General features: G+C 38.3%; 21 protein-coding genes. 8 read left to right on the top strand and 13 right to left on the bottom strand.

The annotated features are described in order from the left end of the window. The first annotated feature begins 36 nt into the window (after positions 1–36). Positions 37–1,167 carry an acyltransferase family protein gene (locus tag ACOCEA_RS06520; protein ID WP_420755405.1) on the top strand — a complete coding sequence of 377 codons (1,131 nt, stop codon included), beginning with the start codon at positions 37–39 and terminating at the stop codon, positions 1,165–1,167. Position 1,168: 1 nt separating this feature from the next. On the opposite strand, the gene ACOCEA_RS06515 is transcribed toward ACOCEA_RS06520, so the two are convergent. After that, a complete protein-coding gene (locus tag ACOCEA_RS06515) occupies positions 1,169–2,431 on the bottom strand; it encodes an aminotransferase class V-fold PLP-dependent enzyme (protein WP_420755404.1) in 1,263 nt (420 codons plus the stop codon). A 262-nt stretch (positions 2,432–2,693) separates the two neighbouring features. Between ACOCEA_RS06515 and aqpZ the strand changes: the two genes are divergently transcribed. The 6 genes from aqpZ (at position 2,694) to ACOCEA_RS06485 (ending at position 8,209) form a co-directional block, all read left to right on the top strand. Continuing rightward, positions 2,694–3,380 (top strand): aquaporin Z, encoded by a 687-nt coding sequence (gene aqpZ / locus ACOCEA_RS06510; protein ID WP_420755403.1) that lies wholly within the window; start codon positions 2,694–2,696, stop codon positions 3,378–3,380. Positions 3,381–3,495: 115 nt separating this feature from the next. Next, positions 3,496–4,812 (top strand): gluconate:H+ symporter, encoded by a 1,317-nt coding sequence (locus ACOCEA_RS06505; protein ID WP_420755402.1) that lies wholly within the window; start codon positions 3,496–3,498, stop codon positions 4,810–4,812. 7 nt (positions 4,813–4,819) lie between these two features. Continuing rightward, positions 4,820–5,281, top strand: coding sequence for a RidA family protein (locus tag ACOCEA_RS06500; protein ID WP_420755401.1), 462 nt, complete (start codon positions 4,820–4,822; stop codon positions 5,279–5,281). Between the two features lie 5 nt (positions 5,282–5,286). After that, the gene (locus ACOCEA_RS06495; RefSeq protein WP_420755400.1) at positions 5,287–6,399 is read left to right on the top strand and encodes a D-TA family PLP-dependent enzyme; all 1,113 of its coding nucleotides are present in this window, start codon (positions 5,287–5,289) and stop codon (positions 6,397–6,399) included. A gap of 1 nt (position 6,400) precedes the next feature. Then, positions 6,401–7,468, top strand: a complete 1,068-nt coding sequence (locus tag ACOCEA_RS06490) for a dipeptidase (protein WP_420755399.1) — start codon at positions 6,401–6,403, stop codon at positions 7,466–7,468. A gap of 93 nt (positions 7,469–7,561) precedes the next feature. After that, positions 7,562–8,209: a hypothetical protein gene (locus ACOCEA_RS06485; protein ID WP_420755398.1), complete on the top strand. Its 648-nt coding sequence runs from the start codon at positions 7,562–7,564 to the stop codon at positions 8,207–8,209. 2 nt (positions 8,210–8,211) lie between these two features. Here ACOCEA_RS06485 and ACOCEA_RS06480 read toward each other — a convergent pair whose 3' ends face one another. Further along, positions 8,212–10,383 (bottom strand): acylase, encoded by a 2,172-nt coding sequence (locus ACOCEA_RS06480; RefSeq protein ID WP_420755397.1) that lies wholly within the window; start codon positions 10,381–10,383, stop codon positions 8,212–8,214. A gap of 122 nt (positions 10,384–10,505) precedes the next feature. On the opposite strand from ACOCEA_RS06480, the gene ACOCEA_RS06475 reads away from it, so the two are divergent. Beyond that, positions 10,506–12,245, top strand: coding sequence for an ABC transporter ATP-binding protein (locus ACOCEA_RS06475; protein WP_420755396.1), 1,740 nt, complete (start codon positions 10,506–10,508; stop codon positions 12,243–12,245). Between the two features lie 177 nt (positions 12,246–12,422). Here the strand turns inward: ACOCEA_RS06475 and ACOCEA_RS06470 are convergent, their stop codons facing one another. The 11 genes from ACOCEA_RS06470 to ACOCEA_RS06420 all read right to left on the bottom strand — a co-directional run bounded on the left by ACOCEA_RS06470 (position 12,423) and on the right by ACOCEA_RS06420 (position 23,596). Next, positions 12,423–12,755, bottom strand: coding sequence for a 2Fe-2S iron-sulfur cluster-binding family protein (locus tag ACOCEA_RS06470; protein WP_420755395.1), 333 nt, complete (start codon positions 12,753–12,755; stop codon positions 12,423–12,425). Positions 12,756–12,813: 58 nt separating this feature from the next. Next, on the bottom strand, positions 12,814–12,957 hold the full coding sequence (locus ACOCEA_RS06465; RefSeq protein ID WP_420755537.1) for a four helix bundle protein: 144 nt from the start codon (positions 12,955–12,957) through the stop codon (positions 12,814–12,816). Between the two features lie 43 nt (positions 12,958–13,000). Next, complete coding sequence (locus ACOCEA_RS06460) at positions 13,001–13,162, bottom strand: four helix bundle protein (RefSeq protein WP_420755394.1); 162 nt, start codon at positions 13,160–13,162, stop codon at positions 13,001–13,003. 48 nt (positions 13,163–13,210) lie between these two features. After that, positions 13,211–14,269 carry an NAD(P)/FAD-dependent oxidoreductase gene (locus ACOCEA_RS06455; RefSeq protein WP_420755393.1) on the bottom strand — a complete coding sequence of 353 codons (1,059 nt, stop codon included), beginning with the start codon at positions 14,267–14,269 and terminating at the stop codon, positions 13,211–13,213. A gap of 69 nt (positions 14,270–14,338) precedes the next feature. Next, the gene (locus ACOCEA_RS06450) at positions 14,339–14,578 is read right to left on the bottom strand and encodes a NifU family protein (protein WP_420755392.1); all 240 of its coding nucleotides are present in this window, start codon (positions 14,576–14,578) and stop codon (positions 14,339–14,341) included. Positions 14,579–14,582: 4 nt separating this feature from the next. Further along, positions 14,583–15,719: an Mrp/NBP35 family ATP-binding protein gene (locus tag ACOCEA_RS06445; RefSeq protein ID WP_420755391.1), complete on the bottom strand. Its 1,137-nt coding sequence runs from the start codon at positions 15,717–15,719 to the stop codon at positions 14,583–14,585. Positions 15,720–15,845: 126 nt separating this feature from the next. Further along, positions 15,846–16,511 carry an ABC transporter ATP-binding protein gene (locus ACOCEA_RS06440; RefSeq protein WP_420755390.1) on the bottom strand — a complete coding sequence of 222 codons (666 nt, stop codon included), beginning with the start codon at positions 16,509–16,511 and terminating at the stop codon, positions 15,846–15,848. 67 nt (positions 16,512–16,578) lie between these two features. Next, positions 16,579–18,978: an ABC transporter permease gene (locus ACOCEA_RS06435; RefSeq protein ID WP_420755389.1), complete on the bottom strand. Its 2,400-nt coding sequence runs from the start codon at positions 18,976–18,978 to the stop codon at positions 16,579–16,581. 50 nt (positions 18,979–19,028) lie between these two features. Next, positions 19,029–21,464, bottom strand: coding sequence for an ABC transporter permease (locus ACOCEA_RS06430; RefSeq protein ID WP_420755388.1), 2,436 nt, complete (start codon positions 21,462–21,464; stop codon positions 19,029–19,031). Positions 21,465–21,583: 119 nt separating this feature from the next. After that, positions 21,584–22,279, bottom strand: a complete 696-nt coding sequence (locus ACOCEA_RS06425; RefSeq protein ID WP_420755387.1) for an ABC transporter ATP-binding protein — start codon at positions 22,277–22,279, stop codon at positions 21,584–21,586. Between the two features lie 66 nt (positions 22,280–22,345). Beyond that, positions 22,346–23,596: an efflux RND transporter periplasmic adaptor subunit gene (locus ACOCEA_RS06420; RefSeq protein WP_420755386.1), complete on the bottom strand. Its 1,251-nt coding sequence runs from the start codon at positions 23,594–23,596 to the stop codon at positions 22,346–22,348.

Here is a 23,596-nt window from a genome sequence, read left to right as displayed (position 1 = left end):
ACAAGGGGGTTGATATTTGTCTCAAAAATAAAAATCATGGAGAAAGCCCTAAGAAGGTACGATTTGGATTGGTTACGTATTATTGTATTTGCATTACTCATTTTTTATCATGTAGGTATGTTTTTTGTCCCTTGGGGATGGCACATAAAGAACAACCATACTTATGAATGGTTAAAATGGCCCATGCTTTTTTTAAACCAATGGAGACTTCCCATTCTTTTTGTAATATCCGGTATGGGTACTTATTATGCGTTCTCCAAGAGAAGTCTTAGGCAGTTCAGTTGGGAACGTTTTAAGCGCTTGGGAATTCCTCTCGTTTTTGGAATGCTATTCATTGTACCTCCACAGGTTTATTTTGAACGCTTGGCAAACAACCAATTCACTGGTTCTTACTGGAAATATTTTTTGTCCGTACCCTATGACGGTATTTATCCTGAAGGTAATCTTAGTTGGCACCACCTTTGGTTCCTTCCTTATCTATTAATTTTTTCCCTTTTATCAGGACCCATATTTATATATTTAAGAAAAAACGAAATCGGTTTCCTCAACGGGATCAAAAAATTCATTAGCAAACCTTTTGGACTATATTGGTTTGTAATTCCGCTTTACTTATTGGAAGCGTTTATGGAACCTTTTTTTGATATCACCCATGCTTTAATAGACGACTGGTTTAATTTTAGTTTCAGCCTGGTGCTATTTTTCTATGGTTTTATATTAATTTCCACGGGTATTGTATTTTGGAAAAGTGTGGACAAAATAAAATCGAAGGCGATGGCATTAGGTATGTTCACATTCTTTAGTCAAATTTTTATTTGGGTATTTCTAGAGGACGGGTATGTGGTTCATTTTACCGAAGCCTTACTTAAGGTCTTAAATATCTGGTCATGGATTTTGGTGCTTTTTGGTTATGCTGCAAAATACTTAAACCGTAAAAATAATTCTCTTTCCTATTTCAATAGGGCGGTTTATCCTTTTTACATTCTACACCAAACCATTACGGTTATTTTGGCATATTATCTTATGGATATTTCCTGGGGCATATTTCCAAAGGCCACCCTTCTTATTTTAGGAACCTTTGGGCTTAGTTGGTTGATCTATCATTTTTTAATACTAAAAATTCCCTTGCTTCATCCTTTATTTGGATTAAAAAAGATACGACCGAAATAAACTAAACTCTCTTCGCCAATGTCTTCAATGCAACAACGAATGCATTGAGTTCTTTGGTGGTGGTATAAACATTTGGGGTAATCCTACAGCCCTTAACATTTGCATAATCGATCGCCACGGTAAATATGTTGAATTCGTCCAATAAGCTTTTGGCCAAGTCCGCCGGTTTCATGTGTGCTATGCCCACATTGGCAATACCACAGCTGCGGTGCTGTTCCTTAGGTGTATTCACTACGATGTGTTCCACATCCCTAACAGAATCGCTCCAATACCGTTGCAAATAACGGAGCCTTTCTTCTTTTCGTTTTAGGCCGATGTTTTCCAAATAATCAATGGCATCGTTTATGGCCAAATCGGTATGTACAGGCAAAGTGCCTGTATGGTTAAGACGCTTTATTTCAGATATGTCATCGCTATAATCAGCAAAAAGCGGCCAAATTTTGGCAATGTGTGGTTTTGCTACAAACAACATGCCGCTGCCCAAGGGTGCACTTAGCCACTTATGGAGGCTACTACCATAATAATCACATCCAAGTTCCGCTATATTCACATCGATATGACCAACACAGTGTGCACCATCAACCATGACTTCCACTCCGTGTTCATGTGCCATATCGCAAATTTTACGAATAGGAAGAATATGACCCGTAATGTTCACCATATGGCATACCATCATTAATTTGGTTTTAGATGTAATCGCGTTTTCATATAGAGTAACGATTTCTTCATCGGATTTTGGATGATTAGGGACATCCACAACTTTGGTTATAATCCCGTACCTTTTTACCATTAATTCAAAATGATCCTTCATTGCTCCATAATCCTGTGTGGCATAGATGGCCTCATCACCCTTTTGCCAAGGATAGCCCCCGATTATTAAATCAAGTGATTCTGTGGTATTTCGAGTAATAATGAGTTCTTCCGGGCTGCTACCAACTAAAAGGGAAAGGCGGTCCCTAACTTTTGCCTTGTTCTCCCATTGCACGGTCCTCATATAATAGGATGCTTCATAATTAACCATTTTTAAATGATCAACATATTTGTTCATTGTGGGCACTGGAATAAAATTATAATACCCATTTTCGAGATTGATATAATCTGGTTTCAATAGATAGTCCTCTCGTATTCGTAACCAAAAATCATCATCGGTAGATTCTGTATATAGTTTATCAATCGTGGTATCCTGAGCTGAAAAGGTATACGGTAAAAACGGGGTAACCAAGGCCGCCTTGCCTACTTGTCCTAAAAACTGTCTTTTGTCCATCTTATTGATTTTACTGAAGCAAACACTCTGTTTTGCCCTTCTAATTTATAGCTTGTTTAAAATTATCAAATAAGTTAATACCTCATCCTTTATATGGAAAAATTAAAAGATTAGTTAAAGATTGCCAACAATTACAAGGTTTATATTAAGAAGTATTTAAAATAAATGACTTTTTTTAGTAAACCCAACGCTAAATGAGAAATTTATTGTGACTTATGCTATAGTATCGTTTCTAATATGATTATAACCTAAAAACATAATTATGAAAAAATTAGTTGCAGAATTTATTGGCACACTCTGGCTAGTACTTGGTGGTTGTGGCAGTGCCGTTTTAGCAGCAGGTTTTCCTGAATTGGGAATTGGATTTGTTGGTGTTTCCCTTGCATTTGGTCTAACCGTAATTACCATGGCCTATGCCATTGGTCATATTTCTGGGTGCCATCTTAACCCAGCAGTTTCAATAGGCCTTTGGATAGGTGGACGATTTGAGGGAAAGTACGTTCTACTTTATATTATTGCCCAATTGATGGGTGCCATTGTTGGTGCAGCAATACTGTATATTATAGCCACAGGAAACCCAAATTTTGAACTAGGAAATTTTGCAGCTAATGGTTTTGGGGAACATTCACCTGGTGGCTACGGTATAGTTTCCGCTTTCGTAATAGAAATAGTTTTAACCTTTCTCTTTCTATTTGTTATTCTTGGTTCTACCAATATCAAAGCTCCCAGAGGATTTGCTGGTTTAACGATAGGTTTGTGCTTAACCCTGATCCATTTGATCAGCATACCGGTAACAAATACTTCTGTAAATCCTGCACGTAGCACTAGTCAAGCTTTATTTGTGGGTGATTGGGCTATAGAACAACTGTGGTTATTTTGGATTGCCCCAATAATAGGGGCCGTAATTGCAGGATTAGTATATAAATTTGTATGTCCAGAAATTAAGTAGTAATCTAGACAAGTTGATGTAGTTTAATACGCGTTCTTTTCCCTTTCGAACAAGATGCGTTTATTTTTTAATGGTATATTTAAGGTCAAATAATTATTTAACCAACCTTTTTATCATGCCACTATTAATAGTAATCCTAGGAATACTTCTCTTGTTCCTTTTGATCGCCAAGTTCAAACTCAACGGTTTTATAGCATTTATTCTTGTCTCCCTATTTGTAGGGATTGCCGAAGGCATGGACCCTATAGCCGTAGTAACTTCCATTCAAAAAGGTATAGGAAATATACTTGGTTTTTTGGTGCTGATCTTAGGTCTAGGGGCTATGCTTGGAAAATTAGTGGCGGTAAGTGGAGCCGCTCAAAGAATTACGACTAAACTCGTGGATAAATTTGGCAAAAAAAATATTCAATGGGCAGTTGTGCTCACAGGGTTTATTGTTGGTATACCTATGTTTTACTCTGTGGGTTTTGTTATTTTAGTACCGTTGGTTTTTACAATTGCTGCCGCCACGGGACTACCATTACTATATGTGGGACTGCCAATGCTTGCCTCCTTGTCCGTTACGCACGGTTACCTACCGCCACATCCCGCCCCGACTGCGATAGCAGCTACCTTTAATGCTGATATTAGCAAAACCTTACTATATGGCATTATTGTGGCAATACCAGCAATTATTGTTGCAGGTCCGTTGCTGTCAAGAACCATGAAAAATATAAATGCAACTCCTTTAAAGGAATTTTTAAATCCTACTATTCTAAAGGACGAAGAGATGCCAGGAACTGGGATTAGTATTTTTACCGCGCTACTTCCTGTAATTCTTATGGCGGTTGCGGCCATAGCAGAATTATTACTTCCTTTTGGATCAAGCATTAAAAAAGTTTTGGTCTTTGCTGGCAACCCAGTTATGGCAATGCTCATCTCGGTTCTGGTAGCCATTTATACTTTGGGTCTTGCCCGTGGTAAAAAAATGAAAGATGTAATGGAAACCGTTGGAGGGGCCGTAACTGGTATCACCATGGTTTTATTGATAATTGCAGGGGCCGGTGCCTTAAAACAAGTTTTAATAGATAGTGGTGTAAGCGACTATATTGGTGAAGCGTTAAAAGATTCCTCAGTTTCTCCATTGATACTGGCGTGGTTGATAGCTACGATTATTAGGGTTTGCGTTGGTTCTGCAACCGTTGCGGGTCTAACGGCCGCTGGAATTGTTTTACCGCTAATAGAGGGAACCGGAGCCAGTGCGGAATTGATGGTTTTGGCCATTGGTTCTGGAAGTCTGATGCTATCACATGTTAACGATAGTGGGTTTTGGTTATTTAAAGAGTATTTTAACCTTTCCATAAAGGACACCATTAAATCTTGGACCCTCATGGAAACTACTGTTGGAATCATGGGTTTAGTTGGTGTTTTAATATTGAATCAATTTATTTAAAAATCAAATGAATATTTCAGAAAGAATCAAGGAACTAGGTCTACTATTACCTCCAGCACCGCCACCGGCTGGATTATACAAACCAGTGCTGGTGGTAGACAATTTTCTTTATGTATCAGGGCAAGGACCAGTACAACAAGATGGATCTCTTTATACTGGTCGTGTGGGTAAAGATTTGGATTTAACAGGTGGTAAAATTGGTGCCAGACATGTTGGCTTAACCATGCTCTCTACCATCATTACCCATTTTGGTGAAATAGACCGTATAAAAAGGTTGGTAAAGACATTGGGTATGGTTAACTGTACTCCAGATTTTAAAGACCATCCTTTGGTAATTAATGGTTTTAGCGAACTAATGTCTGATGTTTTTGGTCCTGAAAACGGTGTTGGGGTAAGAAGTGCTGTTGGAATGATGCTTCCCGGTAATATTGCCGTGGAAATTGAAGCCATGTTCGAACTACATAAATAAGAAGTATGAACCAAGACAAATGGTATGTGTTGAAAAATACACAACAAGTCATATCCCCATCATTATTGGTTTACCCAGATAGGATTGAGCATAACATTCAAACCATGGTAAAAATGTGCGGCAACGCAGATAAACTCCGCCCACATATAAAAACACACAAGTGTGCTGAGATTATTAAAATGCAAATGGACCAAGGTATTGATAAATTTAAGTGTGCCACCATTGCAGAGGCAGAGTTATTAGCAACTACAGGTGCTAAAGATGTTTTACTGGCAATGCAACCTGTAGGAGCTAATATGCACAGGCTCGTTACACTTATAAAAACATTCCCAAAAGTTCATTTTTGCGCTTTGGTGGATTCCATGGCAATAACCAATCAGCTAGCTATTCTAGGAAAGGAGAATGACTTAAAGATCAGTCTTTATATTGATTTGAATGTTGGCATGAACAGGACAGGAATTGCACCTGATATATATGCCTTTCAACTTTACACAGCAATTTCTGAACACCCCAATCTTCACATTGAAGGGTTACATGTTTATGATGGCCATTTACGAAACCCAGATGCTACCCAAAGGGAGATTGATTGCAACAAGGCATTTAAAACGGTGTTGGACCTAAAATCCCGAATTATTAATGCAAATCTTCCAGAACCAATTATCATTGCTGGTGGCTCACCAACATTTCCTTTTCATTGCAAACGAGAAGATGTAATTGCAAGCCCAGGCACAACTTTATTATGGGATGTTGGTTATGGCACCTTATTTCCTGAAATGGATTTTTTACCTGCAGCAGTTTTGTTAACTAGGATAATCAGCAAGCCAAAAACGGGTATCCTATGTTTTGATCTTGGCCATAAATCCATAGCCCCAGAAATGCCCTTTCCAAGAGTGATGTTCTTAACCTTGCAACATGGTAAACAGATAAGTCAGTCTGAAGAACACCTAGTTGTAGAGTACGATGATCTCAATATCCCAGAAATTGGCGATATACATTATGCCATACCTAAACATATTTGTCCGACAGTTGCTAAATATGAGTATTTACAGGTAGTAGAAAATGGTGAGATAATAGGACAATGGAAAGTAGCCGCACGTAATCAAAAAATTACCATTTAATATGTTCATATTTGATGCCCATTTAGACCTATCCATGAATGCCATGGAATGGAACCGTGATTTACGGTGGCCGGTCAAAACAATTCGTAATAGCGAAAAAGGAATGGTGGACAAACCTGATCGTGGCAAAAACACGGTTTCCTTAGATGCCATGCGAAAAGGGAATATTGGACTTTGTGTGGCAACACAAATTGCACGCTATGTGAAACCACAAAACCCACTTCCCGGCTGGAAATCCCCTGAACAGGCGTGGGCACAGACCCAAGGTCAGTTGGCATGGTATAGGACTATGGAAGACACAGGTGATTTAAGACAAATCACCAATAAAAAACAACTACAGGCCCATCTTATAGAATGGGAAAATGATAATATCTTAACCCCTATAGGCTATATGCTTAGTTTGGAGGGTGCAGACTCAATAGTAAGCCTCAAATATCTAGAGAAATCATATGAACAGGGACTTCGCGCTATTGGCCCAGCACATTATGGACCAGGCACCTATGCTTTTGGCACTGATTCTGTTGGTGGTATTGGGAATAAGGGAAAAGCGCTTTTAAAGGAAATTTTCCGATTAGGATTAATTTTAGATGTTACCCATTTATGTGACCAAAGTTTTTGGGAAACAATGGATGTATATCAAGGACCTCTTTGGGCAAGTCATAACAATTGCAGGGCATTGGTGGATCACAACAGGCAATTCTCAGATGAACAGATTAAGGAAATAATCACCAGAAATGGGGTAATTGGAGTAGTTTTAGATGCATGGATGATGGCTCCTAATTGGCAAAGAGGCGTTACCACGCCACAATCTGCAAATGTAAGTCTAAGGCAAATGGCAGATAACATAGACCATATTTGTCAAATAGCTGGTAATGTTCAACATGTAGGAATAGGATCAGATTTGGATGGGGGCTTTGGAACGGAACAATCTCCTTATGATTTAGACACGATTACCGACTTGCAAAAAGTCCCGGAATTACTATCAATAAGAGGTTATAGCGCTATAGATATTGAGCAAATTATGAATAAAAATTTTGTTCAATTCTTGCATAAGCACTTGCCCGAATAACTCCGTCATTTAATGTTGGTTCAACGATTTTAACAAGGTCTTAAATACCCGTGGCAGGGTATTTGTTATCTTTATTCCAACTTATCAAAAAAGATGAAAAGTAAGAACGTCTTATTTTTAATTTTGTGCTTTCTTTCCTTTGGGTGGGCCATGGCACAAACCGACCTACCTACAAAAAAACCTTTAAAAATAGAGGCCGCCAATAAATTGGACCCAAAAGGAAGTGCCAATACCGGCTCTGTTTTAAATATTCCATCGGTTATTAAAGACCAGCCAAAATTGGATATGAGAGACCCCAACCCTGTTAAAATGTTACCTGATGAGGAACTAGTACAGGCTGGTACTGGACTTAAAATAGACCCGAGAATTGGACCCGGGGAAAGATTGGGTGGTTCTGGACAATATTTTGCAGATCAATATTTAGGCGATGTTAAAAGTAATGGCAAATATGTTGGTATCGTTTGTAGAGATCATGAATACGTAGACGGTGACCGTGTGAAAATTTATGTGAACGATATGGTAGTTGAACCTAACATGCTGCTTACTGGTGCTTTTAAGGGTATAAATGTTGACCTACAAAAAGGTTTTAATAAAATTGATTTTGAAGCACTCAACCACGGTTCCTCAGCCCCAAATACCGCACAAGTTGACGTTTATGACGATACCGGGCAATTGTTATATTCCAATAAATGGTTGTTATCCGCAGGATCCAAGGCCACGTTGATTGTTACTAAGGATTAAGACTATTTCAATTCTCCCGGATGGTACCTTTTTTGGGTACGATTTAAAACATCCTCTCTATAAAAAGCGACATCCTTCCACTTTACATTGATATATCTTTCTGTTTGATCGTCAAAATGTGGGGATGTAGGATCTCCACTTTGTCCGCCGGCTAAAATTGTCTTGGCCTTAACTTTATCCCCAAATTCCACCACGGCAGCAAAACTGTTACCCCGTGTACCATAGATTTTTTTAGTGTTGTTGGTATACCGAGCTCCATAAGCGGCCAAAGCACCCCAAGTACCAGATGCAAAACCTACGCCTACACTTGGTAAACTGTCGTTAAATGCTTGGTGAATATCACCGTTTATTCTTTGATATCTATTTACTTCTCCCCAAGGCATTTTCCATGTGCCAAAATCTTCAACTAGCTGATCAATGGTAGCTTCAAAAATTTGTAACTGCTCGCCAGGTTCACTTCCCCAAAACTGAACACGTTCCATGGCAGTCATACCTTCTTGAAATTTTCCTTCTTTATAATAACGTGAGCCATAAAAATGCGCCAGAGTCATAGCAATTGATTCTTTGGATGTTTTATAATCCCAATTTTTCAGTACTTCAATAGCCTCTCTCAGTTTTGGATTTTTATCATCATAAGAATTAAAAAATTTTACCAATCCTGGAATCAAGGTTTTGAACGCAGGCAGATATGGGTCATGGGCTAAACGTATTAAACTATCAATGGTATACCCAGTTCTGTTGGTTAATAATTCAATAGCATGTACGCCTCTGAAGTTTTCTTGGTCCCTTGACATATAATAAGGGTAATTTTCCTTTTTGGGACTATACTCCAATGCAGAAGTGTATGGAGTAGAATTACAATTCTGGATCCATCCATTTTCTGGATTCAATACCAAAATATTTTCATCCACGGTATGTAACCCTTGCCAATCGGTCTTAGGATTACTACCATCAACGGGCTCTGAATAATCAAAGGAAACATCTCGTCTTGGAACAAAATTCCCATGAAAATAAGCAATGTTTCCCTCAGCATCAGCATAAACTGTATTATTGCTGGAATTGGTACGGATATCCATCATTTCCCGAAACCCTTTATAACCTTCTTTTTTGGTACGCACAAAGGATTGTTCTAACGCCTTAATGGGCTCCCACATCATGGCAGAAGCGGTCCATTGACCATCAACGGCATGTGTTATAGGCCCATGATGGGTCCTGTACATTGGAAAGATTTTTTCCTTAATTAAATTCCCATCCTTATACCTTAAGGTAACGCTTGTTGAATCTACTTTTCTTAATTCCTCACCATATTGATAAAACAGATTATCGTTGTTTCTAATTATGGTCTCCTTGAATTCATCCAATACATCGGTATAGGTAGATGTATGCATCCAACCCGTTTTCTCATTAAAACCTTGATACACAAAAAACTGGCCCCAAGTTACAGCCCCGTACGCATTTAACCCTTCCTCTGAAACTACGTGTACTTCCCCTCTAAAATAAAAAGAAGTGTGCGGGTTTATCAGTAACATGGCATTACCAGATTGTGTCAATTTTCCAGAAATGGCAATTCCGTTAGACCCTTGAGGTTCTTCCAATTCCTCTTTTTTTTGCAATTCTTTAATCTCCATTTCAGGAATTTCCATCCCGCTTTCATAAAAAGCCTTTATTTTATTTACTCGTATACGTTCAATATCGCCCCCAATACTGCCTTCACTAAAATACATAGGCATCCAAGGTTCAAAATGTGTCAATAATTTTGGCTTTACTTCAGGATGCGTATATAAATAATAGTTAATTCCGTCCGCAAAGGCATTACAGAGTTTTTTCAACCAAGCCGGGCTTTTTTCATAATTCAACTTGGCTTCCTCTTCTGTCATAAATAATTTGGCCCTAAGATCGCTGTACAAGGCCTCTTCCCCTTCTACCTCGGCTAAACGCCCTGTTGCCCAAATATAATTTTGTTCCACACGGTTAAAGTCATCCTCACATTGTGCATATAGTAAACCAAAAACAGCATCAGCATCTGTTTTACCATAAATATGTGGCACTCCAAAATCGTCCCTAATAATTTCAATTGCAGCAGCTTGGGATTCCCATTTTTCAACTTCAGAAGTAGGCTTTTTAATGTTGCACGAAAAAAATAGGAAGATTCCCAAGATGGATAAATAGTTCATTGCTTGATTTTTATAAACTACAAGATACAGACAATCATTTAAAGATATCATGCATACAATTGTAATAACAAGGTTTTTTATGATGAATAAATTAACTTGCAGTCTTTGGAAGAGCAACTATTATGGCAGAGAAGAAAGTAAGTATTTTAAAAGCATTTAAAACCATTATATGGCCAAGGAGAAAATTGGTGTTAATTGGGTTATTGTTTATTGTAATAAGCAAAGCAGCAAGTTTTGTAGCTCCAGTTTCGCTTCGTTACTTTCTTGATGATATTGTTCCTAATAAAAACTATGGCTTGTTAAAAATATTGGTAGCGGTTGTTATCCTAGCTTTTTTAGTGCAAGCCGTTATGTCATTTCTATTGACTAAAGTTTTAAGCATACAAGCTCAGTTTATGATATCTGAACTTAGGGCACAGGTTCAAAAACAAGTGCTCTCCTTACCTATCCGCTTTTTTGACAATACAAAATCTGGTGCTTTGGTATCTAGAATTATGAGTGATGTAGAAGGGGTAAGAAATTTGATCGGTACCGGACTTGTGCAATTGGTTGGTGGCACGATTACGGCCGTAGTTTCTCTAATATTATTGTTAAGAATTAGTCCTGCGATGACATTACTGACCTTTATACCCTTGATATTATTTGCTTTTATTGCCTTAAAGGCATTCAAGATAATTAGGCCTGTTTTTAGGGAGCGTGGTAAAATAAATGCAGAGGTCAAGGGTAGGCTTACAGAAACGTTAGGCGGCATTCGGGTTATAAAAGGTTTTAATGCGGAGGAACAGGAAGGCAAAGTATTTGAGGAAGGTGTTGAACGCCTTTACCAAAATGTAAAAAAGAGTCTTACCGCTACTGCTGTCATGACCAGTTCGTCTACCTTTCTTTTAGGATTGGCCACAACAGGTATTATGATGGGTTTTGGAGGCTATAAAATGATACAAGGTGAATTGACCACTGGCGAGTATTTTGAGTTTACATTTCTTCTGGCATTAATGGTAGCCCCCATTGTGCAGATGAGTAATATAGGTAGCCAGCTTACAGAAGCTTTGGCCGGTTTGGACCGTACTGAGGAATTGATGAACAAAGTATCTGAGTCAGATGAAAAAGATCGTTCTATTGTACTTTCAGAAATTAAAGGCGATATGGTCTTTAAAGATGTTTCCTTTGCTTATGAAGAAGATAAGGACGTATTGCACAATATTAGTTTTGAAGCCAAATCTGGCGATGTTATTGCGCTAGTTGGCAGTTCAGGATCCGGAAAATCTACCATTGCAGGGTTGGCAGCAAGTTTTTTGAATCCAGATTCTGGTCAAATACTTGTTGATGGCACTGATTTATCCAAAGTGGATCTGACCAGTTTTAGGCAGTTTTTGGGTGTGGTATTACAAGATGATTTTCTTTTTGAAGGAACCATTAAGGAAAATATTCTTTTCCCTAGACCTGATGCGTCTGAAGAAGAGTTGCAGGCCGCTGTAAAAGCGGCCTATGTGGATGAATTTACAGATAGGTTTGAAGACGGATTAAATACCATTATTGGAGAGCGTGGCGTTAAACTTTCTGGAGGACAACGCCAACGTATTGCCATTGCAAGAGCGGTTTTGGCCAACCCTAAAATTTTAATTTTGGATGAGGCCACCTCAAATTTAGACACTGAAAGTGAAGCACTGATTCAAAAGAGTTTAGCCGCATTAACAAAAGGCCGAACCACTTTTGTAATTGCCCATAGGCTAAGTACCATTAGAAAGGCAAATCAGATTCTAGTGATAGAAAATGGGCGTATTGCCGAACAAGGCACCCATGATCAGTTAATAGCTTCAGAAGGAAGGTATTATAACTTATTTACGTACCAGGCGAGGATATAGTTGTTGGTTGTTGGTTGTTGGTTGTTGGTTGTTGGCAAAAAAGAAAAAATAGCTGTCTTTTATTGGTGGCTGAGCGGAGTCGAAGCCACAAGAATCAAGTTATTTCGACTACGCTCAATAACCTCACTCTTTGACCTTATTTCTATGACCGATAGTACTCTATTAATATGGAGTCTTTTATAACTCTTCTGGAGCCAACTCAACTTCCAGCCCGTCCATATCCTCGGTAATATGCAACTGACATCCTAAACGGCTGTTTTCTTTCACATTAAATGCCTCGGCCAACATGGCCTCTTCATCATCACTCTTTTCAGGAAGGTTATGGTCTGAGTTTACATAACACTGACATGAGGCACACATGGCCATTCCTCCGCAAATACCAATAGTACCTTCTGGAGCCAATTCATAAGAACGAACTACTTCCATTAGGTTCATGTTCATGTCTGTAGGGGCATCTATCTCATGAAGTACTCCGTCGCGGTCGGTAATTTTAATTTTAATATCGGACATTGTCCTTTAGTTTTTTAGTGAGTTAGTTAAATAGTTTGTTAGTTTTATGGCAGCAGTATCACTTCATAAATTTTATGAAAGCATATAACATTTTTGACACTTCATTTGTTTTTGCAATAATTTCTTTAGACATATTTTCATCTACATATTTCAATCTAACTGCAAGATATAACATTGACCTTAATTCGCTATTTGATGCCAAAGAAAAGTAAAGAAATCTTTTGAAATCTGCATTTGAATTACGTTCAAAACCCCTCCGCAATATTATTTGAAATAGAAACAGACGCTCTTGTAATCTGATCGCGAAAACCAAAATCCTTGTTTTCCCTAAAATGAGAATAAATAAGAACAGCTAAATCCTGAGATTTTTGCCATACTTTCAAGTCCTCAAAACGTTGAATAGTCATAAATTTATTTTACTAATCCACCATCGAACTAATTTACTAGCTAACTTCCTATTCTATCGCTTTTACAACTGCTTTAGGTGCCTCCTTCTTTGAGCCATCAAAACCACTAACACCACCAACGGTTGTATATTTCATTACATATTTTTTCTCAGGAAATATGCGTTGGTAAGCACTTTGGCACATTAAAGTTGCCTCATGAAATCCGCATAGTATCAATTTAAGTTTTCCCGGATAGGTATTTACATCGCCTATTGCATAAATGCCGGGCACATTAGTTTGGTAGTCAAACGTATCTACTTTAATGGCGTTCTTTTCAATCTCCAATCCCCAATCGGCAATAGGTCCTAATTTAGGTGAGAGTCCAAAAAGTGGTATAAAATTATCAACCTCTAACTGTATATCTTCAGCAGCATTGGTGGTCTTTCTAACAGTTACGGCATCTAATTTTCCATTACCATTTAAGCTTACAATTTCTGCTGGGGTAATTAAATTTACTTTTCCCTCGTTCTTTAACTGCTGCACTTTTTCAACAGAATCCAAGGCGCCCCTGAACTCATTTCTTCGATGTACCAAGGTTACTTCAGAAGCTACATCTGACAAGAAAATACTCCAATCCAAAGCAGAATCTCCACCCCCAGCAAGCACCACCTTTTTACCACGATACACCTCAGGGTCCTTAATGATATAAGCAACGCCTTTATCCTCATAATCCTTTAAATTTTCCAATAATGGTTTCCTAGGTTCAAAACTACCAAGTCCGCCAGCTATGGCAACAACAGGAGCATTGTGTTGAGTACCCTTATTTGTTGTGACTACAAAGGTGCCGTCTGAAAGTTTATCTATGGTCTGTGCACGTTCCCCTAAAGTAAATCCAGGTTGAAAAGGGGCTATTTGCTGCATTAAGTTTTCTACCAAATCACCTGCCAAAACTTCTGGGAAACCAGGTATGTCATAAATTGGTTTTTTAGGATAAATTTCTGAACATTGCCCCCCGGCTTGTGGCAAAGCATCAATTAAATGACATTTTAACTGTAACAATCCTGCTTCAAAAACGGTGAAAAGACCCGTAGGTCCGGCACCAATTATGAGAATATCTGTCTTAATCATGTACTGGGTAATTTAAGGCTGGAAAAGTAGTAGCATTGCCTTTGACAAAATATGATAATAGTCAACCTTTTAACCAACATTAATAACCTCTTCTATTTGTGGCGCATACTTTTTTATGGTCATTTCCACACCACTTTTTAAGGTCATCTGATTTACGGTACAGCCTACACAGGCACCCTCTAATCTTACTTTAACGGAATTTTCATTATCTATTGATATCAAAGAAATATCTCCACCATCACTTTGCAAAAAAGGCCTTATTTCCTCCAATGCTTTTTCCACGTTTACTTTTAGTTCTTCCGGTGTCATATCTTTATTTCTTAACGGCAGAGCATCCTGCCATCGTTGTTATTTTAATTGCCTCTGTTGGCGGAATATTCGTGTTTCTAAAAACAGTCTGTTGTACTACATTTTTAGTAAGCTCCTCAAAAGCTTCCTCTATTGGCGTGGCAGTCTGTAATGCTGCGGGCCTACCAATATCACCCGCCTCCCGTATACTTTGCACCAATGGAATCTCCCCAAGGAAGGGTACTTTTAAATCCTCTGACAAATGTTTTGCGCCTTCTTTTCCAAAAATATAATATTTATTATCCGGTAATTCTTCAGGTGTAAAGTAGGCCATATTTTCCACTATTCCCAATACAGGAACATTTATAGATTCTTGTTGAAACATGGCCACACCCTTGCGGGCATCGGCCAAGGCCACTTCTTGAGGTGTGCTTACCACAACAGCACCGGTAACAGGCATTGCTTGCATAATACTCAAATGAATGTCTCCCGTTCCCGGAGGCAAATCCAATAATAAAAAATCCAATTCACCCCAATGGGCATCAAAAATCATTTGGTTCAAGGCTTTAGCAGCCATTGGACCCCTCCAAATAACGGCTTGGTTGGGTTGTGTAAAAAATCCAATAGAAAGCATTTTCACCCCATAACTTTCCACTGGCTTCATTTTAGATTTCCCATCAATGGTCACTGCCAAAGGTTTCTCTTGGGCTACATCAAACATGATTGGCATAGACGGACCATAAATATCCGCATCCAACAAACCCACCTTAAAGCCCATTTTAGCCAAGGTAACCGCTAAGTTCGCCGTTACTGTAGATTTACCGACACCACCTTTACCCGAAGCAACAGCAACTATATTCTGTATACCAGGAAGCGGCTTCCCTTTTATCTCATTCACTTTTGGCTTAGCTGGTGCGTCTACCTTAATATTGACTTTTATCTTGGCTTTTTCATACACTTCTTTGTGAATGATTTTAAGAATCTCGACTTCGGTCTTTTTACGTGCCTGTAAACTCGGATTGGTAATCGTAATATCTACCTCTACCTCATCACCAAAAATTTGAATGTTTTTTACTGCACCACTCTCAACCATATTCTGGCCTTCACCAGGTACGGTAATCTTTTCCAAAGCTTTTAAGACCTCCTTTTTATCTATCTTCATTATGTATATTCATTCTAAACAACAAAGATAGTCCTTAGCTTTGAGATAATGAAGCTACAGCATTGAAAATGAATATAAAGAGATAGATTGCAATAATATATCGTTACTTGGGATAGTTTTTATATTTTAAATTTTTCTGCCATCCAATAGATTAATGATCCGTGACCCATACTGCGCGTTCTTTTCTGAATGGGTGACTTGGATTATGGTAACCCCATCCTCCTTGTTCAATTTCTGAAAGAGCTCCATAATCTCCTCACTTTGTTGGGAATTAAGATTTCCAGTAGGCTCATCCGCTAAAATTAACTTAGGGTTTGCGATCAATGCACGGGCCACACCTACCAGTTGTTGCTGCCCACCACTGAGCTGGGTAGGGAACAGGTCTTTTTTGCCAACAATATTAAACCTATCCAACATATCGGCAACCAAGGCTTTTCGTTCGGAACCTTTTACCTTTTTATACAATAAGGGCATTTCCAAATTTTCCTCAACCGTTAGTTCATCCAATAAATGATAGGATTGAAACACAAAGCCAATATATTCCTTGTATAAATTTGATCGGTATTTTTCTTTTAGGGTATGTACGCTTTCATGCAGGAAATGATACTCGCCTTCATCAAACGTATCCAGCATACCAATGACATTCAATAAAGTTGATTTACCTGATCCGGAAGGTCCCATGATGGAAATGAATTCGCCCTCCTCTACTTCCAGGTTGAGATCCTTTAACAAAAAAACCCGTTGGCCACCTTGCTGTACCCATTTAAAAATATTTTTTAGTTGTAGTAGCATACTTTAGTTCTTGATTGATTTAAAAAAAAATTATTTCCTCAAATTGGTATCCAACTACCTTGTTTTTTCATTCCGTTCGTAAACTTTTTACCGGGTTTTGTTTAGCCGCCTTAATGGCCTGAAAACTTACCGTAAGTACCGTAACTGCCATTGCACCGAGCATTGCCAAGGCAAAAATCCACCATTTTAGAATCACACGATAAGGATACTCCTGTAACCAACCGTTCATAACATAATACGCAATCGGTACTGCAATAAAACAGGAAATAACCACTAGTTTAAGGAAATCTTTGGACAGCATGTTCCATACATTGAAAACAGATGCGCCCAATACTTTTCGTACGCCAATTTCTTTGGTACGTTGCTCTGCTACAAAGGAAGTTAATCCAAACAGTCCCAAACAGCTAATAAGAATGGCAAGAGCCGTGAATATTCCCGACAAGGTTCCTATACGTTGTTCGGCAGCAAACTTTCTAGCGTATTGATCATCCACAAAATCATACTGGAACGGGATTGCAGGAAAATTATCCTTAAACACCCTTTCGATAATCGCTATATTTTGATTGGCACTCTGCTTTGGATTCAACCTCAAATTATAATAGCTAAAGTTACCATGTCTATCATAAACATACCATGCTTGTTTAACCGGTTCATAGGGAGATTGTGCAATCATATCTTCTACAACGCCAATTATCTTCATAGCTGGTCCGGGGTCTTCCTCGTCTGTATCGCGAATAACCATCCCTACAGGGTTTTCTACCCCCATATATTTTACGGCCGTTTGATTTATTAAAATACCTAATGAATCCGACGCCATATCCTTAGAAAAATCCCTTCCCTGAACAACCTTCAAATCTAATGTTTGGGCATATTCCGGGGATACTTCTGTCCATGCAAAATCTTCTTGAAAACCTTCAGGTTTACCTTCCCACGTATAACCACTTCTATTGGACCAGATTTGTGTAGTTGGACTGCTAGAAGTTGCCATTGCTATTACCGCTCCAGATTTTAAGAATTGTTCCCGCATTACATCTGTCTTGCCATTAAAATCTGCAGACCACGTAGGTACTTGTATTAATCCTTCCCTATCATAACCAATAGGACGATTTTTCGCGTGGTTAATCTGCTGCATAACAATTACGGTACCAATAATAAAAGCTACTGAAACCGTAAATTGCAGTATTACCAATATTTTTCTCGGAAGGCCGGCATACTTGCCAGCTTTAAAAGTTCCTTTTAAAACATCAACTGGTCTAAACGAAGAGAGATACAGTGCCGGATAACTTCCTGCTAAAAGTGCTGTAAAGAGTATGAACAGTATAGATATACCCCAGAAATTAGGGTTTTCCCAAGGGAATAAGATTTCTTTACGCGCTAGTTCATTAAACCCGTTCAAGGATAAAAAGACAATAATTAATGCAACAAAAAATGCAAACAACACAACAAGAAAAGACTCACTCAAAAACTGGTATATAAGCTGTCCTTTTTGGGATCCAATTGATTTTCTAATTCCAACTTCTTTTGCTCTTTTTTCCGAACGGGCAGTACTCAAATTCATAAAGTTAATACATGCCAGAAGTAAAACGAATGCCCCTATGATTCCAAAAAGCCAAACATATTTAATACGGCCTCCTACCTGTTCCCCGTTTTGAAAATTGGAACGCAAGAACCAATCCTCCATTGGAAGTAGAAATATTTGTGGATTAAACTCCGCTGTATCTTCATTCAAATCTTTCTTAACATTCCTAATCGTTTGCGATACACTTTTCATGTTGGCATTATCTACCAATTGCACAAACATTTGAAAGGAGTTGTTGCCCCAGTTGTCCAATGAATTTTTAATCCAATCCCTATTGGCTACATAATTGTCCCATGGAATAATGTAGTCTGTATCATTAAAAGTATTGTTAAAAGGAATATCATTATAAATAGCGGTAACACTTAAATCATATTGATTACTAAGTTTTATTGTTTTACCTATTGGGTCTTCTTTTCCAAACAGTGCATCCGCTGTAGATTTAGAAAGCATAATAGAATTAATTTCCCGTAAACCATCTTTCTCTCCTTTAACAATTTCTAGGTTAAGGAATTCAGGAGCCATAGACTGCATATAATTACCAGGCCTAGAAATACTATTGTCTTTGTATTTTAGGTAACTGTCCTGCGTCCACGAGGCCATCATTAAGTGTTTAAAATTATCCCCATAGCCATCTCGCAATGCTGGCTCCAATGGCAATGGAATAGCTGGGCCTGTTCCAACATTGCCATTAAAAGTTTGAGATTGCCATACCTGGGCAATTTTGCTTTTATTATTAAAATAATTGTTGTGGGTCAACTCATCATGTATCCAAAGACCAATGATTATGGTCACAGCCATTCCCAAGGCTAATCCACCCACATTTATTGTCGAATACCCTTTGTTTTTCCAAAGGTTTCGCCAAGCGATTTTTAGATAGTTTTTAAACATGATTTTTGTTTTTTTTTGATTGATGTATTTACCTTGCTCAATACTCTTTTTTATTCCGTGCGTAAGCTTTTCACCGGGTTTACGATAGCAGCTTTAATACTTTGGTAGCTTACCGTGATTATGGCAACTGCAACACCTAAAAACGCGGCCAATGCAAAAACCCACCATCCTATTTCTATTCTATACGTAAAATCTTCTAACCATTTGGTCATTACATACCAACCAATGGGCAGCGAAATTAGAATAGCAATGGCCACTAATTTTAGGAAATCTAATGTAAGACGATAGGATATCTGGCCTACGGTAGCACCCAATACTTTTCTAACTCCGATTTCCTTGGTTCTTTTTTGGGCGTTAAAGGCAGCTAATCCAAACAACCCCAAACAGGCGATAAAAATTGAAAGCACAGTGAAAATGACAAATATGTTGCCCAACCTACGTTCACTCTGGTAGGAATTGTTGAAAGAATCATCCATAAAATAATAATTAAAGGGTTCCCCTGGCACAATGGTGTTCCAAACTCCTTCAATACCGCTTACGGCATCTTCCAAATTTCCCGCTTCAATTTTTACGGCCAAAGCATAGGCCCCATTTGATAAATGAAGGCTTAATGCATCTATTTCATCTTTTAACGATGCAAAATGAAAATCTTTGAGTACTCCTATAACAGTAAAAAACTCTGGGTTATCAGAATTAAAATCCGGAGAATATCTTTTCCCTATGGCCTCTTCCGGACTTACCCGCATCACTTTAGCAGCCGTTTCATTTATTATAATGGCCGTAGAATCATTACCAAAATTTTTATCGAAATCCCGACCTGCCACAAATTCAAAATCCATGGTAGCCACATAATCATAATCAACACCCCAAGTCTGCATACTTACTGCATTTTCTTGTTCTGTGAGCCCTTCTTCCGGACTAAAAGTAGAGTCACTTCTACTAGATGGTGTTGGGAAAAAACTACTTAATGTGGCGTTCTTGACAAATCCCAATTGCTTTACCTGTTCTTTAAATGAGTTTGCCTTATTACCCGCTGTATAGACATCATTGACAATTAATACTTGGTCTTTTGAAAAACCAAGGTCTTTACCTTGGATATAGGATAATTGTTGGTATACCACCAACGTACTAACAATTAAAAATACAGATATTGCAAACTGAAATATTACTAGGGTATTTCTTATTTTTCCTCCACCAACACTACTTTGACCTCCTCCCTTCAATACTTTTACCGGCATAAAACGTGACATGAAAAAGGCAGGGTAGCTACCAGAAAATAATCCCAATAGTACAACTGAACCGAGCAGTATCAACCAAAAGAACGGGTTTAAAATTGGAATTGAAATATCCTTTGCCGATAACGAATTAAAAAATGGCAGCGCTATGTATGCCATAAGTAAGGCCAAAGCCAATGATAAAAAGGAAATTAAGCTTGACTCAACCAAAAACTGCCTAACTAAATCGCTCTTATTGGAACCCAAGGTTTTTCTTACCCCTACCTCTTTGGCTCTTTTTAAAGAATGGGCCGTAGATAGGTTCATAAAATTAACACTTGCCAAAACAATTAAGAATATGGCTATAAAAGAGAGGATATATAAACTTTGCATATCATTATTCCCACTCATTTCTGCAACCAAATTGGAACTTAAATGAATGTCCACTAAGGATATAGTGCTATATACCAAATAATTACCTGCCGCTTTAAATTGTTCTTCCGTAATTCCTGGCATAAATTCTTGTACTCCTGGCACCACATATTTTCCTAAAAAGCCTTCTAACGGTTCCTTTATATCCTCAATTTGTGCCGATGGAATTAGTTTAAGAAAAGTATTATAGTTGTTACTGCCCCAATTCACAATCTTAGCATCATCGTAGCCCTCCATAGATTCAAATAAGGTATAATCCCTTAAGAAAGAATTTCTTGGCAAATCATCAATAACACCAGTAACAGTGTAAGATTCTTCATTGTTCAATACAAGGTTTTGACCAATGGCATTGGATACCCCAAAGTGTTTCTCTGCTGCCGTTTTAGTCATCACGATGGTATTCGGGTCTTTTAAGGCAGTATTTGGGTCTCCTGCCAACATTTCTATACCAAACATTTCAAAGAAAGAGGGATCTACGTATGTAGTTTGTTCCTCCTTAACATTGGCTTCCGCATCCATTTTTCTTACGAGGGCACTACCTCTGGTCCTGAACCTTGAGACCAGTTCAACTTCAGAAAAATCACTTTTAAGAGCCTCTGCCATTGGAGCTGGGGTAACCGCATACTGTCGTGCATCCCCGCCAAACTTAATATCGGCATTTACCCTATAAATTCTATCTGCATCAGCAAACATGGTGTCATAACTCAATTCATCATATATATACAATGAAATAAGTAATGCACCTGCCATACCTATGGCCAGTCCAAAAGTATTTAGGAAAGTGAAGAAGGGTTGTTTTTTTAAGCTCCTCCAAGCAATTTTGATATAGTTCTTAAACATGATCGATGATTTTTATTGTCCTTGATTAGAGGACGGATTGATTGTTTTTTGATTGGCCCTTCGTCCTCATTTCGACTCCGCTCAATGACCGTACTAAGGGCAAGTGAATAAACTCCCTTTTATATCATGGCGCCAATGGCCCTGTTTTGACTCTCTGTTACTATTTGCCCATCGAACAGATTTACTACCCTATGTGCATAATGTGAATCCCTGTCTGAATGCGTTACCATTACTATTGTCGTTCCTTCTTGATTTAATTCCGTCAAGAGGTTCATGACCTCTATACCATTTTTAGAATCCAAGTTTCCTGTTGGCTCATCTGCAAGTATGAGTTTGGGATTGGTAACCACAGCTCTTGAAATAGCTACACGTTGCTGTTGACCACCTGATAATTGCTGTGGAAAATGTTTTTCCCTATGTGCAATTTTCATGCGTTCCAATACTTTCATTACCTTTTCTTTACGTTCCGCTTTACCCATTTTTAAGTAGATAAGGGGTAACTCTACATTTTCATAAACGGTAAGTTCATCTATAAGGTTGAAGCTTTGAAAAACAAATCCAAGATTTCCTTTCCTTAATTGGGTACGTTGACTTTCTTTAAGCCCTCCTACTTCATGACCGGCAAAGTTGTAGCTTCCTTCAGTTGGGTTGTCCAACATGCCAATAATATTCAACAATGTAGACTTCCCACAACCAGACGGACCCATAATAGCTACAAATTCACCATCTTCTACGTTAAGGCTTACATTGTTCAAAGCCAAAGTCTCGACCTCCTCTGTTCTAAAGCTCTTTTTTAAGTTTTTAATCGTTATCATTTTATTCGTTGTATTAATTGATTAGTAAATGACTTCATTAACCTGCCGTTTGTGACAGTAACTGTTTTATTTTAACACTATTCGCTCTGCTTCCCCAAAGCTATCATAGTTACTGGTAATAACTTGTTCCCCAGAATCCAAGCCCTCCAAAACCTCATAATATCTAGAATTCTGTTTACCTACCCTAATAGGTCTTTTTAAGGCCTCATCTCCATTTGGTCCTACAACAAAAATCCACTGACCTCCGGTACTTTGGAAAAAACTACCTTTTGGCAACAATAATGCATTACTTGATTCTCCCAACTGAAGTTTAATGTTATAGCTTTGACCAGCCCTAATAGTTTCTGGCCGGTCACCAGTAAAAACTAAATCTACCCTAAACCTCCCATTTCTCACTTCAGGATATACTTTCCGTAACCTTAAAGGATAATCCGTTCTATTTCTTTCTAGGACCGCAACAAGATCTCTTTGGACACGGTCTATATAATGCTCGTCAATAGCCGCTTCTATCTTAAAATCTGTAAGCACATTTATTTGTCCTATTCGCTGTCCTTGTGAAATATTTTGACCTATTTCTGCGTCTAAAAAACCTAATTGGCCATCTGCAGGGGCCCTAACATTTAAGTGGTCTAACCTTTGGTACACCATGCCTAGGGTTTTTTGCATTCTTGCCAAATCTGCATCCAAACCAGTTAGTGACGTTTTTCTAAGCTCATCATCCTGCTCTGTCTGTAATTTAACTATGTCGTATTGTTTTTGGGACAGCTCAAAATTTTCTTTGGATAACAAATAGGCTTCCTTGGAAATAAGCTCATCGTCATAAAGCGCCTTATTTTGCTCATAATTTCTTTTTAACCGCTGTAAATCGGTACTTGCTGTAGCCAATGAACGCCTACCTTCTACTTGGCGTGAGTCAAAAGTTAATTTGGTAGATCTAAGATCATTCTGCTTTAAGGCAAGATTACTTTCACTAGCTAAAATTTGCTCGTAAAGGTTCATATTCTCCAGCTTTAAAATGATATCCCCTTTCTTTACGGTTGCTCCTTCCTCTATCAATTTTTCAGTAACCCGTCCCCCTTCATAAGCATCCATATAAATTGTGGTTATTGGGGCTACATTACCATTGATGGTAATATAATCATCAAACTTGCCTTGGCTAACCTCAGCAATACTAAGCTTATCCTTTTCCGCCCTAAAGGTTGAAACAGACGTCGCAAACAGAAGCTGATAGCCAACAAACACTATTAAAATGCCTATAGCTATATAGCCATAATGTTTAGGGCGCAACCCTTTTTTCTTTTCTATTTTTATATCCAT

Origin of the sequence: Maribacter luteocoastalis, assembly GCF_048890225.1 — a bacterium.
In the GTDB taxonomy this organism is placed as follows: Bacteria; Bacteroidota; Bacteroidia; order Flavobacteriales; family Flavobacteriaceae; genus Maribacter; species Maribacter luteocoastalis.
Note: the sequence above shows the minus strand (reverse complement) of the source record. Positions and strands in the feature narration are given on the sequence as shown.